The sequence below is a fragment of the Tetragenococcus solitarius NBRC 100494 genome (genome assembly GCF_001544195.1).
GTDB classification, from domain to species: Bacteria; Bacillota; Bacilli; order Lactobacillales; family Enterococcaceae; genus Tetragenococcus; species Tetragenococcus solitarius.
The window spans coordinates 1-16,430 of the sequence record NZ_BCPY01000034.1; the positions used below are offsets into that span (position 1 = coordinate 1).

Annotated in this window: 13 protein-coding genes and 1 CRISPR repeat array; of the genes, 2 read left to right on the plus strand and 11 right to left on the minus strand. The window is 36.9% G+C overall.

What is annotated here, in order from left to right; translation table 11 throughout:
* Positions 1 to 170: IS3 family transposase (locus TS1_RS12850; RefSeq protein ID WP_157061662.1), on the plus strand; the 170-nt coding region annotated here is incomplete at its 5' end.
* A 221-nt stretch (positions 171 to 391) separates the two neighbouring features.
* Here TS1_RS12850 and epsC read toward each other — a convergent pair.
* The 6 genes from epsC to cysK all read right to left on the minus strand — a co-directional run bounded on the left by epsC (position 392) and on the right by cysK (position 5,984).
* Positions 392 to 898, minus strand: coding sequence for a serine O-acetyltransferase EpsC (gene epsC, locus TS1_RS09395; protein WP_068710113.1), 507 nt, complete (start codon positions 896 to 898; stop codon positions 392 to 394).
* Positions 899 to 900: 2 nt separating this feature from the next.
* On the minus strand, positions 901 to 2,046 hold the full coding sequence (locus TS1_RS09400) for a trans-sulfuration enzyme family protein (protein WP_068710120.1): 1,146 nt from the start codon (positions 2,044 to 2,046) through the stop codon (positions 901 to 903).
* 18 nt (positions 2,047 to 2,064) lie between these two features.
* Positions 2,065 to 2,973, minus strand: coding sequence for a PLP-dependent cysteine synthase family protein (locus TS1_RS09405; RefSeq protein WP_068710122.1), 909 nt, complete (start codon positions 2,971 to 2,973; stop codon positions 2,065 to 2,067).
* Between the two features lie 270 nt (positions 2,974 to 3,243).
* Positions 3,244 to 3,804: a DJ-1 family glyoxalase III gene (locus tag TS1_RS09410; protein WP_068710163.1), complete on the minus strand. Its 561-nt coding sequence runs from the start codon at positions 3,802 to 3,804 to the stop codon at positions 3,244 to 3,246.
* Between the two features lie 23 nt (positions 3,805 to 3,827).
* On the minus strand, positions 3,828 to 4,535 hold the full coding sequence (gene budA / locus TS1_RS09415; protein WP_068710124.1) for an acetolactate decarboxylase: 708 nt from the start codon (positions 4,533 to 4,535) through the stop codon (positions 3,828 to 3,830).
* Between the two features lie 522 nt (positions 4,536 to 5,057).
* Positions 5,058 to 5,984 carry a cysteine synthase A gene (gene cysK / locus TS1_RS09420; RefSeq protein WP_068710128.1) on the minus strand — a complete coding sequence of 309 codons (927 nt, stop codon included), beginning with the start codon at positions 5,982 to 5,984 and terminating at the stop codon, positions 5,058 to 5,060.
* 215 nt (positions 5,985 to 6,199) lie between these two features.
* Between cysK and TS1_RS09425 the strand changes: the two genes are divergently transcribed.
* On the plus strand, positions 6,200 to 6,754 hold the full coding sequence (locus tag TS1_RS09425; protein ID WP_068710131.1) for an RNA 2'-phosphotransferase: 555 nt from the start codon (positions 6,200 to 6,202) through the stop codon (positions 6,752 to 6,754).
* 589 nt (positions 6,755 to 7,343) lie between these two features.
* A CRISPR array of direct repeats spans positions 7,344 to 9,232; the repeat unit is 32 nt; unit sequence ATTTCAATCCACGCTCTCATGAAGAGAGCGAC.
* A 247-nt stretch (positions 9,233 to 9,479) separates the two neighbouring features.
* Here TS1_RS09425 and TS1_RS09430 read toward each other — a convergent pair.
* The 5 genes from TS1_RS09430 to rpiB form a co-directional block, all read right to left on the minus strand.
* Complete coding sequence (locus tag TS1_RS09430) at positions 9,480 to 11,930, minus strand: glycoside hydrolase family 3 N-terminal domain-containing protein (protein WP_068710137.1); 2,451 nt, start codon at positions 11,928 to 11,930, stop codon at positions 9,480 to 9,482.
* A gap of 328 nt (positions 11,931 to 12,258) precedes the next feature.
* Complete coding sequence (locus TS1_RS09435) at positions 12,259 to 12,993, minus strand: DeoR/GlpR family DNA-binding transcription regulator (RefSeq protein WP_068710139.1); 735 nt, start codon at positions 12,991 to 12,993, stop codon at positions 12,259 to 12,261.
* A 451-nt stretch (positions 12,994 to 13,444) separates the two neighbouring features.
* Positions 13,445 to 14,818 (minus strand): PTS transporter subunit EIIC, encoded by a 1,374-nt coding sequence (locus TS1_RS09440; protein ID WP_068710141.1) that lies wholly within the window; start codon positions 14,816 to 14,818, stop codon positions 13,445 to 13,447.
* A gap of 27 nt (positions 14,819 to 14,845) precedes the next feature.
* A complete protein-coding gene (locus TS1_RS09445) occupies positions 14,846 to 15,772 on the minus strand; it encodes a sugar phosphate isomerase/epimerase family protein (protein ID WP_068710142.1) in 927 nt (308 codons plus the stop codon).
* Positions 15,773 to 15,974: 202 nt separating this feature from the next.
* Positions 15,975 to 16,418, minus strand: coding sequence for a ribose 5-phosphate isomerase B (gene rpiB / locus TS1_RS09450; RefSeq protein WP_068710143.1), 444 nt, complete (start codon positions 16,416 to 16,418; stop codon positions 15,975 to 15,977).
* Between the last annotated feature and the right edge of the window lie 12 nt (positions 16,419 to 16,430).

Consider the following 16,430-nt stretch of genomic DNA (forward strand, 5'->3'; position numbering starts at 1 on the left):
GGGGAACATTAAAACGGGAGAAGTACTATCGTCGGCAATTTACAAGTCGCGAACATCTTGTTTCAATGATTGAAAACTATATTCACTATTACAACAACGGCCGCTATCAACGTTGTTTGAAATCAAAAACCCCGTTACAAGTTCACCAGCAACTTTTGATGGCCGCATAATCGTCGTATACTTTTTATGGTGAGATATTTGGGGGTTCGCTCGTCAAAAGTATACTTCAGACAATCGTAGTCAAAGTTTAATCATCATAAAAACAAAAGAACGATTTGCCAAAAATCAGCAAATCATTCTCTAAAAATTTTATTATATTTCCGTGTCCACTTGACGGGGTGCCCATCACTTTTACTAGCAGATTCTTTATTATTAGTTCGTATTTGGCTTATCATTTTTTCTCAATAATACGTGCAGGACTTCCCACTGCTGTAGCATAATCGGGTACATCTTTTAACACAATGGCTCCTGCACCAATCTTACTAAACTTCCCTACTGTTACTGAACCTAAAATTTGTGCATTGGCGCCAATATAAGCGCCATGTTTAATATGTGGGTGTCTTCTACCAGTATCTTCTGCATGTCGTGAGCCTAATGTCACTCCATGTAACAAGACTACGTCATCTTCTATAATGGCCGTTTCTCCGATAACTACCCCTACTCCATGATCGATAAATACACGTTTGCCGATTTGCGCTTGAGGCGCAATCGATATTCCAGTACGATGTTCGCTATGACGTCTTAAAAAACTTGCTAGAAAAGAATGATGGTGATTAGAAAAATATTGCGCAATCCGATGCCAGAACAGTGCTTGCATTCCAGGATAGGTCAAGACAACCTCAGCTAGACTATGCGCTGCAGGATCTTGTTTTAAAATCGCTCGGGCCGTTTCAAACATGATTATTTTCCTTTCAAATGATTAAAACTTTGTTCAAGATCAGCTACAAGATCATTAACATCTTCCACTCCGACGGATAAACGAATCAATTCATCTTTAATACCATTTGACAAACGTGTTTGTCGTGGGATTGAACCATGAGTCATTAACGCCGGAATTTCGATTAGACTTTCCACTGCACCTAAACTCTCCGCTAGTGTAATTATTTGTAATTGTTCGACAAATTCTTTAGGGTCAAGTCCTTCTTGTAATTCGAACGAAATCATTGCACCAAACCCATTCATTTGATTTTTAGCTATCTCAAAATCTACATTTTTAGGATCACCCGGGTAATAAATTTTGTCTACTAACGGTTGTTTTGTTAAATAGTTAAACACGGCTTCCGCATTTTGTAAATGAGCACGCATTCGCAATCCTAAAGTCTTCATTCCTCTTTGTAAAAGCCAACTATCATGTGGTGATAAAATTCCTCCGATGGCATTTTGCAAATAACGAAGATTTTCTGCTACCTTTTGGTCTTTTGCAACAACTAATCCGGCAATCACATCGCTATGCCCACCTAAATATTTTGAAGCACTATGTATCACGATATCTACTCCAAATTCAAGTGGTCGTTGGATGTAAGGAGAACTAAAAGTGTTATCAATAATACTCAATAGTTCATGATCATGTGCGATTTGAGTCACAGCTTGTATATCAGTGACACGAAGTAAAGGATTTGTTGGGGTTTCAAGATAAACGGCTTTTGTTTGGGGGGTAATCGCTTGTTTAACGGCAGATAAATCTCGCGTATCAACCACTGTAAACGTCAGCCCTAAACGTTTTAATACACCATCAATTAAACGAAATGTACCGCCATAAACATCGTTTCCCACAATAAAATGATCACCTGCAGAAAACAAGGAAAAAATCGTATGAATAGCAGCTGAGCCTGAAGCAAAAGCCAGCCCTGCTTGACCTCCTTCAAGATCAGCAATTAAGCTTTCAACGGCTTCACGAGTTGGATTTGCCGAACGTGAATAATCATATTTGCTTTGCCCAATCTTTTTTTGTTGGAAAGTTGTTGCCATATGGATTGGAACTGACATTCCTCCTGTTGTTTCATCTGTTGAAATTCCACCATGTATTAGTTTTGTATTAAATTCCATTGTAAATTCCTCACTTTCTTATTGATAAATCTGTTGACTTAAATAACGTTCGCTACTATCTGGAAAAATGGTGACAATATTGCTTTTAGAAGGTAGTTTTTCTGCAGCTTGCACACTTGCTGCTAAGGCTGCTCCACTGGAACTACCGATAAATAATCCTTGCTCTCGGGCCATTTTTTTGACATAGAAAAAAGCATCTTTATCCGAGATCGTTTTTATTTCATCAATGTCTATGTCTGCAAAAAAAGGCGGCATAAATTCAACACCAATCCCCTCAATCTTATGCGAGTGTGCCGGACCACCATTTAAAATAGAGCCTTCTGGTTCAGCAACTATCGTTTTAACATTAGGGTTTTTTTCTTTTAAATATTTAGCACTTCCAGCAAAAGAACCGCCACTACCCGCACCTGCCACAAAAGCTGTAATTGGTTCTTTTAAATCTTCGCTAATTTCTGGAGCTAAGGTATGATAATAAGTTTCAGGATTTGCTTTATTTTCAAATTGCATAGGAACAAAGGTGTTATCTATGGATTTTTCAAGTTCGCGTGCTTTTTGAATCGCTCCTTTGATTCCTTCTTGGCTTGGTGTATGAACGATTTTAGCACCTAATGCTTTCATCAGCTCTTGTTTTTCAAAGCTGAACTTTTCTGGTACAACCAAAATTGTGGACAATTGATAGGATTGTGCTATTAAAGCAATACCTATACCAGTATTTCCAGCAGTCGGTTCGATAATTGTCGTCTGCTGATTAATTTTTCCTTGCCTCATTGCTTTTTGAATTAAATATTCCCCTAAGCGATCCTTAATACTACCCCCGGGATTATACATTTCTAATTTAGCATAAATATGGCTCTTTTTTGGTATATCCATTTGTAAATCAATTAACGGAGTATTTCCAATTAATTGTGTTGCTTGTTCTATCAACATTTGTTATCCCCACCCTTCTTTTTACACGAAAAAAAGGGCACGAAAATCACTTAAGATTTTCGCGCCCTGGTTCCTTCAAAGCCAGTTTAGCATTTGAACTTTTGAAGAAAATACCTCCATTAAAGCTCACGCAAAGCTAGCCAGACATCGCCACAACGCGACGTCTGACAACAGCTATATGAAAAAGCAAACTTTGCGTAACTCATTTTAAAGTCCCCCGTGTTAAATTATTAGTTTAAATATAACGGGATTTTTTTCTTTTGTCAAACATTAATTTTCTAAAAAAGAAGCCGCCAATTTATCATACTGCATTGCTTTTTTGATTTTCTCGCTATCTCCGCCTAAGATATCTACTAAGCGATAACTAAAAGCCAATGCTGTTGCTGGCCCACGGCTTGTTGTAACTTGACCGTCTTTTACTACTATCGCCTCTGAATGTTCGCCTGATTTAATGTCCTCTTCAATACCAGGAAATGACGTATAAGTTCTATTTTGTAGTAATCCAGCTTCTTCTAAAACCATCGGCGCTGCACAAATTGCTGCAATTTGTTTTCCGTTGCTATAAGCCGTCTGTAAGCTTTTAATCACTGTTGAATTATTTTTTAAATTTTGTGCCCCTTGTGTTCCTCCTGGTAAAACAATCATATCATAATCGGATAAGTTTTCATCTAACACTTGGTCGGTCTTAACTGTGATATTATGGTTCCCACTTACCTCTTGGTAAAAACCCACCATTGTAACGTCCATTTCTGCTCTGCGTAACACATCCACAATTGTCAATCCCTCAATTTCTTCAAAACCCGGCGCAAAAACTACAGCTATTTTACTCATCATCAAATTCCTCCTCAACTTGTTTATTCAGCTTCTTCAATATCTGCTAATACACTACTATAATCAAAATCTGTTTTCATAAATGTCTCATTGTCGATCGGAAATTTCTGTTCCACTGTATCTACAGTTTGCCATTTTATCATAGGTTGTTCAATTTCAAATCCTAAGACATGTCCCCCAAAACTATGATCGTCACTGATAAAATGTAAATGAAAGCCGGTGGCAGAAATCATTCCAAAAAGTTCTGGTGTATAAATCCCTACTAGAGTTCCTGTCATATCTTCTGCTGTAAATTCGGCCTGATCCTTGGCAACCTCAGCTAAATCAGGATAGGGTTTCTCTTGTTTTTGTACTGAACGACATTTTATTTTTTGAAAAGTTCCGTGTAGTTTAACTGCTTGGAAAACATTTTTACTTGAAAAATATTTGCTCATATTTTCTTCTAACGTGTCTTTATCGATTTTTTCGTTCAAAGTGACTTGATTTTCCGCATTAAAATCAATCACCGCAGCATAAGGTGTTGTATCTTGTGGTCGAACCTCATGAATTTGTCCGTTCACATCAAAGCGATAGCCACGATGGTTCAAAATCACTAATTCGCCATCTAATCGATCCACAGTACCTATCCCAATACCACCATTTTTTAATACCTCCTCAAATGAAAAAGTTCCATCAAAGCCACCTTTCATTAAAGTTGCTAATGTATTGTAATGAATTAAACGACCAGTCATTAACCTCACCTTTCTTGTTGTATATTTATATTAACAAAATTTAACCTTTCGTAAAAATATAAGAACTCTGTTCACTCACTCTTAAATGAATACCATTTTCGTTTTTCATTGTTCATTCATTCCTTGATTGAACATCGTTTTTGCTTTTCATTGTTCATTCAGCTCTTGATTGAACATCATTCTTGCTTTTCATTGTTCATTCAGCTCTTGATTGAACATCGATTTTGCCTTTCATTGTTCATTCAACTCTTGATTGAACATCGATTTTGCCTTTCATTGTTCATTCAGCTCTTGATTGAACATCATTCTTGCTTTTCATTGTTCATTCAACTCTTGATTGAACATCGATTTTGCCTTTCATTGTTCATTCAGCTCTTGATTGAACATCATTCTTGCTTTTCATTGTTCATTCAACTCTTGATTGAACATCATTCTTGCTTCTTATTGTTTATTCAACAACCGGATGTTTTTCTTTTTACCTAATAAAAAAAGACCAGGGAGTTATTCCTAGTCTTTTCTAAGTTATTCCTCAAATTTAAAAAGGTCAGTAGATAGATAACGTTCTCCATTATCAGGTACAACTGTGACAACTGTCTTTTCTTTACCTAGTTTTTTAGCAATTTCAATGGCACCAAAAATATTTGCACCACCAGAAATCCCCGGCAGAAAACCTTCCTTAGTACTTACCTTATGAGCCATATCAATAGCTTGGTCACTTGAAACAGTGAGGATGTCTTGATAAACAGATTGGTCTAACACTTCAGGAACAAGTCCAGCTGAAATTCCTTGGATTTTATGTTTACCTTTAATTCCTTTTTTAATTAATGCTGCTTCAGCAGCTTCTAATCCATAAAGTTGAACATTCTCGTTGACCTTTTTAAGCGCATGACCTACACCTGTAATCGTTCCTCCTGTTCCTATTCCAGCAATAAATGCATCTGGAGTACCTCCAGAAAAATCTTGAATGATTTCTTGTCCTGTTGTTTTCTCATGAACTTCTGGATTTGCTGGATTTTCAAATTGCATAGGCAAAAAGTAGCCATGCTCATCTGCTAATTCACGTGCCTTTTGAATCGCTCCATTCATTCCGTCTGCAGCCGGCGTTAAAAATAGTTCTGCTCCGTAACCTTTCATCAAAGAGCGCCTTTCTACACTCATTGTTTCAGGCATCGTAATAATAAGATGATAGCCTTTAGCTGCAGCAACTAAGGCTAATCCGATTCCTGTATTTCCTGAAGTTGGTTCAACAATTGTACCTCCAGCTTGCAAACGTCCATCTTTTTCGGCCGCCTCAACCATTGCAAGTGCGATACGATCTTTCACTGAACCACCAGGATTATAAAATTCTAACTTCGCATAAACATCAGCAGCATCCTCAGGTACAATGTTATTTAATTTTACCATAGGAGTATTTCCGATCAATTTTACAATATTTTCGACTTTACTCATAACATCTCTTCCTTTCGTTAATAAGCCTGTGAAGCTCTTCTCACTCTTTTAAAACAGATAATATAGTTACATCATTTTAACCTTTTAACCAACTTAAACACATCATTTTATTACTAATTTTAGTCTAACAAAAGGTAAGTTTATAGGCAAATAAATAGAAACAACTGCCTTAAGAAGCTGTTTTTGTTAAAATAGGTAAAAGGAGTAAAATTATTATGAATGAAAAACTCAGTAAACTCAGTAAGCGACTCTCACTGGTTTTACGACACCATCCTGAAAAAATTGGTATCCGTTTAGACGAGTATGGTCGAATAGAAATTAACAAACTCATTGATAAATTCAATGCTCATTACGGACAAAAAATTGATCGTTTGCAAATTAAACAGATAATAAAAGAAAGTCCCAGACAGCGCTATGTAATTGAAGGAAATTACATTCGGGCCTTATATGGTCATAGTATTCCAGTTTTACCTTTACAAGCACCTGAAACTCCTCCTGAAGTTTTATATCATGGAACAAGCCCAGCGGCAGCCAAAATGATACAATCAGAAGGATTAAATAAGATGGAACGCGAATTTGTCCATTTAACAGATAATCCAGAAATAGCAAAGAAAATTGGTAGAAGACACGATGCTCGTCCGGTTATTTTTCGCATAAATGCCTTAAAAGCAGTCAATGATGGTTATTCCTTTTACTCAACAAAAAGCGGAATTTGGTTAGTCAAAGCTCTTCCAGCTTGTTACTTAACAAAAGAATCTTTTCAAGAGTAGTTTCTTATTTAAGAACTAAACCAACAAAGCATAATTTTTTTACAACAGACAACGATTCAGCTTTTTTAATCCTAGAAAGAACCAAAAACATGCTAAGCCGTTATAACATGAATCAGCTGACTTTGGATATTACAACTTCATATATATGCGTTCTCTTTTAGAATTTTTAAATTGCCCAGAAATTATGTTCTCAGCAAAACATTGTGATGAAGTGATCATGTAATAATTAAAGCAAAGAGAGGTATGAACTGGGGAACAAGCAATTTTTACGAAGCCAGGTTTTCCTATTGAACAACCTACAGTTTGTCTATATCTGATCCATATAATTTATTCAAACTACCGTAATTAGTATTGAACATTTTTCCCCACTCTTTTTTATTGGTTTTTTCTTCTGCACGCATTCCGGCGTTTTTTCTGCGTAAGCGTCCTTTTTTCTATCAATGTTTGGTGTCTTTTTTCCAACAAAATATCTTCTCCTATCTCCTATATAATAATCAACTTAAACTTCAAATCTGTCTCTTATACATACTCTTGCATTACTACTGTTATAAAAGCTCTAACCATATTTATTAAGAACCATAACCTTGCTATTTAATTCCACGCTCTCATGAAGAGAGCGACTAGGTTAGATCTGTTTCTTCTCTTAGAAACTGGTATTTCAATCCACGCTCTCATGAAGAGAGCGACAGTGAGGGCGGTAGGTAATGAAACGGTGGACAGAAATTTCAATCCACGCTCTCATGAAGAGAGCGACCGAAAGTGCTGAATCTAGCGCAGATGATGAAAAAATTTCAATCCACGCTCTCATGAAGAGAGCGACAGTTTTATTATACGTATTAAGTACATCATCCATCATTTCAATCCACGCTCTCATGAAGAGAGCGACGTCAATTTCTTTCAACCGACTTGCCAATCGGTTAATTTCAATCCACGCTCTCATGAAGAGAGCGACCACGAAATGCGGCGCCTTCAATGGTTGAATTTTATATTTCAATCCACGCTCTCATGAAGAGAGCGACACAAAAAACACCTTCCGTATATCAATCACAAAGATATTTCAATCCACGCTCTCATGAAGAGAGCGACGTCCATGATGTCGAAAATTATGGATCCATACGGATATTTCAATCCACGCTCTCATGAAGAGAGCGACAAAACGAGAACAGTTATTTCAACAATTTTTAGCAATTTCAATCCACGCTCTCATGAAGAGAGCGACGTGATTTTGTTAAAAACGTCGGTAAAGCAATTAAGATTTCAATCCACGCTCTCATGAAGAGAGCGACATAACCGCTAGAAAGTGCCCATTCCCTAAAATTTATTTCAATCCACGCTCTCATGAAGAGAGCGACGCAAAAGAAAAGAGATACTAGCGAGAGATCATTATATTTCAATCCACGCTCTCATGAAGAGAGCGACTGGTCTTAGACATACTCATGCATCTCTATTATTTATTTCAATCCACGCTCTCATGAAGAGAGCGACTGAATCGGATTATCAAGCGTGGAAAGAACAGCAAATTTCAATCCACGCTCTCATGAAGAGAGCGACTATTAAAATTATGTAAAAAAGCCCTGCTCACTTAAATTTCAATCCACGCTCTCATGAAGAGAGCGACTTGGTGTTACAGCTGGATTAGTTGCTTTATATCATTTCAATCCACGCTCTCATGAAGAGAGCGACATATTCTTCCATATTCTGTACAACCGTTCTTTATTAATTTCAATCCACGCTCTCATGAAGAGAGCGACACAAAAGGCTCTGCTAACCCCAATTAGCAAAGCCATTTCAATCCACGCTCTCATGAAGAGAGCGACAAAGATGATCCTTTTAGAGTGGTCGTAATTCCACATTTCAATCCACGCTCTCATGAAGAGAGCGACCCGAGAAATGGCGACGAGAAAACACAAAATAAAATTTCAATCCACGCTCTCATGAAGAGAGCGACGGGATGTGGAAAATATTATCTTTTATAAACGATAATTTCAATCCACGCTCTCATGAAGAGAGCGACATAATCTTTCTGATGCTTGTTTTTGTTTCTTTGTATTTCAATCCACGCTCTCATGAAGAGAGCGACGACAGCGCCACAGGTAAAGCAAGTCGTGCAGTAGTAATTTCAATCCACGCTCTCATGAAGAGAGCGACCACGGTAAGTTTGTACTTCCCAGTTAATCATATTATTTCAATCCACGCTCTCATGAAGAGAGCGACGACAGCTTGGGAATCCACACGACAAATTCAGACCATTTCAATCCACGCTCTCATGAAGAGAGCGACTAAGTTGGTTGGTTGACCATCTTGCTCGCGGAACTATTTCAATCCACGCTCTCATGAAGAGAGCGACTGAAGTGTTGGGAGGTAGGCAGTGACGAGATTAATTTCAATCCACGCTCTCATGAAGAGAGCGACGGTTGTTTAAACATTTTTGTAATCAACTTCTTTCATTTCAATCCACGCTCTCATGAAGAGAGCGACCGCGGATAATACGCGGTTTAACGCTGGTATTCTAGATAAAAAATTAATTAACAAACGTTAAAAAAGGGCTAATGTTCATAAAATAAGATTATCTGAGCGCGAACCAACCGAAACATTTATGTGTAACGTCGATTCGCGCCAAAACTTAACTTCTAGCGACTAAATAACTTTATCTAAAATATGATTAGTCGTATTTCTTATTTATATCATGCCATAAAGCTTATATAGACACTCCATTAAGTAATCATTACTTAACATATTCCTCTGTTCTTTTGTCTTTAATGACACCGTCATAGTCTAAGCCATAACCATAATCGTATTTGTTTCCTTCACTATCCTTATAAGGTACCATATCTTTTGGAACATCCTCAAATTGTTCTTCTACAGTATTCATATCTTTAGGAAACTGCATTGGCAATAATCCTTTGGGCTCGTGGCTTCCTAAAATAACATCGAATAGTGCGTTATCAGAAATTCCGAAACCTACGACAATAGCGTCCACTTTGTCTTCAAATTCGGACATAATCACTGGATTTTTAGCATCCATAGCGACAACTACTGGAATATCATGGTCTGCTTTTTCCGCTAATTTAGCTGCATTTAATACAGCATCCAAATCATATTCATTCGCGATATCAGAAGTTTCTCCATAATAACTGCGGTTTTGTTTGGAGCCGTCTTCTTCTATATTTCCTGCAATGGATTCTTTGCGGACATTCTTCCCGTCAGCTGTATAAGGCCGATACTGTAAAGATAGTGGGTAAAAAGTTTTACTATCCTCTTTAACACCGGCAAAGCTAAAGACTTCACCATTATCAGGACTAGCCATACCCGCGATAACTAAATCAACGTCATCTAGGTTATCTGGTTGCTCATAGTCAGTTATATTTCCTTGATCATCTTTTATCTCTTTATCAGTGATCACTTTCCCAAAATATTTTTCTGCTACTTCGATATCCATCGATGGGCCTCTAAATGGTTCAGCGTCTCCTATTGAGCTTTCATGTGGATTTCTCATTGTTGATGGGATATAAACTACTTTGTCTTTATATTCATCCATATCATCAGTAGGAGCTATCGTATTCTCTTTATTTTTTAACATAACAACAGAATTAAGCTGAGCTTTATAGCCAGCGTCTACTTTATCCTTGCTGCCAACATTTTCTTTGGAGTCATCCATATCGACATAAGGATCTTCAAATAGCCCCAGATCAAACATAGATTTTACAATGCGCTCACCGCTTTCTTTAAAGCGATCTTCAGCTGATTGTTTTAAATTACCCGCTTTATGTTTTTCTTCCCACATTTTATATGCCTCTAATACAGGTTCTTTGTCATTATTTCCACCAAACATGTCGATACCAGCTTTTAAAATTTCAAAGTGACGCTGTTCTTCACTCGCGTCTTCCATTCCAAAACCTGAACCCATAAATTTTTCTCCATAGCCCACTTCTTCTGAGTTGTCTCCAGTAACCCCCCAGTCGGTCACAAGCTTACCATTGTAATTATTGTCTTTACGTAAGATATTAACCACATCACCATTATAAGCAGTTCCTACGTATTTATCGCCAAAAAGAGGTTTTCCTTTTTTATCTGTTTGAATCGAGTAAGAAGTCATAACTGAACTTGCTTCTTTGGTTTTACCCGATAAGTTTAACCCGCCGTCGATGAAAACTTTGAGATGCTCTTTCAAATTATCTCCTGGATAAACGCCAAATTTTCCTTGGAATAAGTGAGCTTCTCGTCCACCTTCGCCTGGTCCATCTCCAGGAAAGTGTTTAATTTGTGTGGTAATCGAATCATTTCCCCAACCTAAATCATTTCCATCTTTATCAAAAGATGACTGGGAATTATTAACGTAAGCTTCAGCCAAATCAGCTGCCAACGAGCTGCCTTCACCAAACGTTCCTTCTACTCTGAGCCAGCGCGGTTCTGATGCTAAATCGATTTGGGGGCCTAAAGCTTCTGTTATACCTAAACCACGATATTCTTGAGAAGACATCTTAGCAAATTGACCTACAATTTTAGGACTAAAAGTGGCTGCCATACCTAAATTAGAAGGCCATCGCGAAATATCCCCTTCAGAATTATAAGCGGCACTTTCCCCTGCAGTACTTCGTGGATCAGAACTAATATTTACTGGAATAATCGGCTTTTCTTTTGTCCCCAGACTCTCGGCAAAACTTTGCATTTGATTAGTCCACTGTACACTATCTTCGACATTATTAGGTCCTGCATGTAGTACATTACGTAAATCGTCGTTTTTTAAATAATCTTTTTGGTCATCCGTTAGTCCTTTTGACTGATCTCTTTCATGAGAACTAAATAACATTAATCCAGCAATTTGATCCATTGATAGCTCTTCAACAAATGCTTTTGCACGAGTCTCTGAGCTTTCGCGCCAATCTTCAAACGAATCCAATTCCCCATTCCCATTTAGGTCCTTAAAATAATAGGTCTCATCGCCGTCTTCTTCTGTTAAAATTTCTATATCACTATCTAAAGAATAACTAATATTAGGACCGTTCCCCGGATTTTTTACAACGCCAAAATCCGTTGATCCGTCAGATTTTTCTTCAACATTTCCTGTTCCATCCTGCTCTTGAGCTGAAGTATTCTCTTTAGTATTCTCTTTAGTACTCTCACAAGCACTTAATAAAAATGACGCGGCTAACAAAAATAATCCTTTTTTCCACATTTTACCCCTCCTACTACTTTTCCTCTAAGTATTTCTAAAAGATAGAAAAAAACTAGAGCTTATACCATCAAAAAATTTAGAAAAGTTACCCTACTATCACTATCTCCCTCCATTCTTTTATATATAAAGATGATGCTGCTTAAAATCTAGTTCTTTAAGAGCGTTCTTCTCGCGTTTTAAAAGTGATTTATACCTCTTCAGAATAAGTGTACTATACCTACAGTTGAATGAAAACCCTTTCTTTTTGGTCCAAATAAAAAAGGCGGACAAAGTTTTATCGTCCGCTTTCGTCTTTTCATCATTTAAGTTTTACTGTACTTCAATCGTTTTAAAAGATAATATTCGTTTTTTCTTCTAACTGCGCATCTCCCTTATCTGAAATTAATGTAACAGAATCCAGATCAAAAGATTTTACATTTGCTACTTGATGGAACTTTGAACTATCACAGAGTAAAAAGCTTTTTTTGGCGTGGTGGACGATATGATTTTTCTTCATCGCTTCTTTCAAATCAGGAGTCGTTATGCCATATTCTAAGTCGATGCCATTTCCACCTAAAAACGCCTTATCAAAAATAAAATGACCGATATTCATTTCGGTAAGGTTACCGCTTAAAGAAGAAATCGCTGGATTGTATTCCCCACCTAATACAGTAATCTTAGCCGCTACCGAATTTAGTATATTAAAAATTCCCGTATTTGAAGTCACAATATGTACATTTCTATAAATCATTTTTTCTAATAAAATGGTACAAGTTGAACCAGAATCAATATAAACCATATCCTGATCATTTACTTGTTCCATCGCTAAATCCGCAATATGATTTTTTTCTTCTATATAAAAAGTAGATTTCGTCTTTATCGGTAATTCAGTCGTACTCGAATTGAGTTTTACCGCTCCCCCAGTAAGTAACTGTACTTTATTCTCTTTTTCTAATTCTTTTAAGTCTCTTCTTAAAGTAGAAATAGAAACTTCAGGTAACTTTTCCTTTAACTCATCAATCTTAAGCAACGTATTTGTCTGTAACAACTTAACGATTTTAACTTGTCTTTCATACGGAATCATTATCTTCCCTCCGTCTTTGTAACTATCTGTTTACAGTATACCGAAACACAAGATAATTGCAAAATGAATTGAAATACGACTGGATATTGGACACTACGTGCGCTTCGCTTACCTAGTACTGTTCATCTCTTCGCTTTCGCTTCGATCTCATCAAGGACTAAGTGGCATAGCCGCTAAGCCCTTGAAGGATCTACTCTTAGCTCCTTTCAGTCGCTAAATCGTAGTGATTCTGAAATATTGGTTACTACGTGCGCTTTCGCTTACCTAGTACTGTTCATCTCTTCGCTTTCGCTTCGATCTCATCAAGGACTAAGTGGCATAGCCGCTAAGCCCTTGAAGGATCTACTCTTAGCTCTTTTCAGTCGCTAAATCGTAGTGATTCACAGCAAAAAACAGTAAACCCTTTAAGTCAGACGGTTTACTGTTTCTGCTTTAAAATATCACAAGCTTGTTAAGCTAGTTTTTCTTCTTTACTTGTAAAGATAAAACCTAATATTGCTGACACGATAAGAGAAATGGCTAAGCCGATCATCGCATGGACAAAGTTTGAAGTTTGGTCACTTACAAAAGCAGGGAATGTCGTAACACTACCAAAAACAAAGGCAGTCGTTACCACGTTCATCAGTCCTAAATAAGCGCCGCCAACAGCTCCTCCAATAATTTGAGCTAAAAATAGTTTTTTATTTTTCACCAACATACCAAAAAGTGTCGGTTCAATAATCGCAGATAGTGCGATAGTTACCACTCCTGTAAGCGAAAATCCTCGAATTTTTTTATCCCTTGCTTTGAAATAAACGCCAAAAGCCGTTCCTATTACTGCAAAGTTACAAGCAAAAGTAAAAGGCACAATATAGTCAAATCCATAAGTGGAAATGTTATTAATCATAATCGGATTTACGGCCCAATGAATACCTAAACTTACCAATACGCTCCAACCGCCACCTACAAGGACACCTGTTAAGATACTACTTCTTTCAATCAGCCAATTTACAACATTGGCAATAAATTCACCACTATATACGCCGATCGGTCCAATTACAATCACAGTCAACGGTACCATAATCACAATCGATATTAATGGAATGATCACTAACTTAAGATTTTCTGTGACATGTTTATCCAAAAACTTATACAAGTAAGAAAACGCCCAGATCGATAAAATGATAGGAACAACTGTCGAATTATAGTTCATCAACACAACAGGGATATTCAAAAAATCCGTGGTAGCGCCATTACCGATATCACCCATCAATGCAATAAATTCTGGGTGAATCAAAGAAGCGCCGATAATTGCTGAAATATAAGGACTTGCTCCAAATCTTCTAGCTGAGGTAAACGCTAACAAAACTGGTAGAAAATAAAATACCGTCATAGATGCAACATTTAGTATAGCGTAAGTCCCACTGTCTTCACTTAATAACCCTAATTGGACACATAGAATAACCAATCCACGTAAAACCCCAGACCCAGCTAATGCTGGCAATAAAGGTGCAAATATAGCTGAAATAGCGGAAAAAATATTATTTATAATGCCGTTTGATTGTTCACTTGTATTTTCTTCTACCTTAGCTGCCGGGTCTCCTTTGACCAAATCTTCAAATTCATCGTATAGTTTAGGGACTTCTGTTCCAATTAAAAGTTGGTATTGCCCTGCCTTATTGACGACATTTACAACACCCTCAATATTTTTTACTTTTTCATCGTCTACTATCGTTTGATCTTTCAGGCTTAATCGTAAGCGCGTCGCGCAGTAAGTCATATTAGAAATATTTTCCGCTCCGCCCACCTCTTGAAGTATTTCTTTTGCCATTATTTTATAATTCATTTTTTCCACTCCTTTATTTCAATATTTTTATATAATAAATTTCATCATTAACTCACTTACCGCAACTGCATCATTTTGTTCAATAACTTTTCCGATTTGATCCATCCCGATTTTTTCTATCGCCACATCTAATTTTTTTATCATTTCAATATTTTTTTGACACTCTCTATCCGGATCTTCAATCACTGGAAAGGTATCAAAATAAATCGCATGTTCATAATGGTGAAGTTTGACATAATATAAAAACTCAACCGTTTTAAATAAGCTATTAGAAGCGATCATCAAACCATCATCATTCAAGCCATAGCCATCATTTAAGTGAACACCAAACAGTTTCTTTCTACTTCCTAAAAGACTTGCCCCATAAGCTGGATTTTCATGTTTCATCAGCATATGACAGTAATCTAAAGTAATACCGACGTTTGGTTTATGAAGCTCATTCACCATGGTCATTGCCAATCCTAAGCTGTCAATAAAAGCATAAGCTCTTGGCTGAAAGGGCTTATATTCAATGCTTACTTTCATATCAGAAGCATAATCTGCGATCTGTCCTAAGTAATATTGAATTTGCTGCCAGACTTTCTCGTAATTGATTTGAAAAGAATAATCAAAACCATCAAATCCTAACCAAATGGTAATCACTTCTCCGCCAATTTCTCTACAATAATCAACGGCTTCTTTACATAATGACAATGCCTGCTCTGAAATCTTTTGGTCATGATTTCCAAGTTCTCCGTTGATAAATTCTTCTCTAAAACGTAAAGCAACACCATTTGCTTGCAAATGATTTTCAGCTAGTAATGCTTTCATTTCTTCTGGAGTATAATTACGAACATGTTCTGGAAAGTTTAAATCGACATGCGTTAACCCTAAGGCTTGGAATTGCTTGAAAACTTGACGTAGGTCATGATCATATTTGGGTAAAAAAGAATTTATTCGTGTTGCTAATTTCACAGTATCTTCACTCCTATTAATTATTGACGTAAGCATACCATCATTGGCAACCATTTACAACCATTATTTTTCATATTTTTTCATTTAAATTCAATTTATTTCAACGATAACTCCCAATTCCGTTGAGTAAACGTTTACTCAATAGGCACAAAAATAATCATACAACCCTCCCCACTTAAAATACACAGGATAATTTTTTAGCTTATTCATTTGTTTCGATTTCACTAATCATTTGCACTCGTTTGGTATGTCGTCCCCCTTCATAGCTGGCCTCTAGCCATTCTTTAACAATCATTTTTGCTAAATCAATACCCACCACACGAGAACCAAAGGCAACAATATTTGTATTGTTATGTTGTTTTGAAAGTTTTGCGGTATAAGGTTCACTACAAACAACCGCACGAATTCCTTTGACTTTATTTGCCGAAATCGAAATTCCAACACCAGTACCACAAATGAGCACACCCCCATCAAAGTGCCCTGCTGCGACTTCTTCAGCCACCTTTTTTCCATAGGTGGGATAGTTTGTTCGCTCGGAAGAATAAGCCCCAAAATCCACAATTTCATGTCCTAATGATTGAAGATATTCATTAATTTCTTGCTTTAATTCCCAACCGACGTGATCGCTACCTAATGCTAATTTCATAAAAGAATTCCT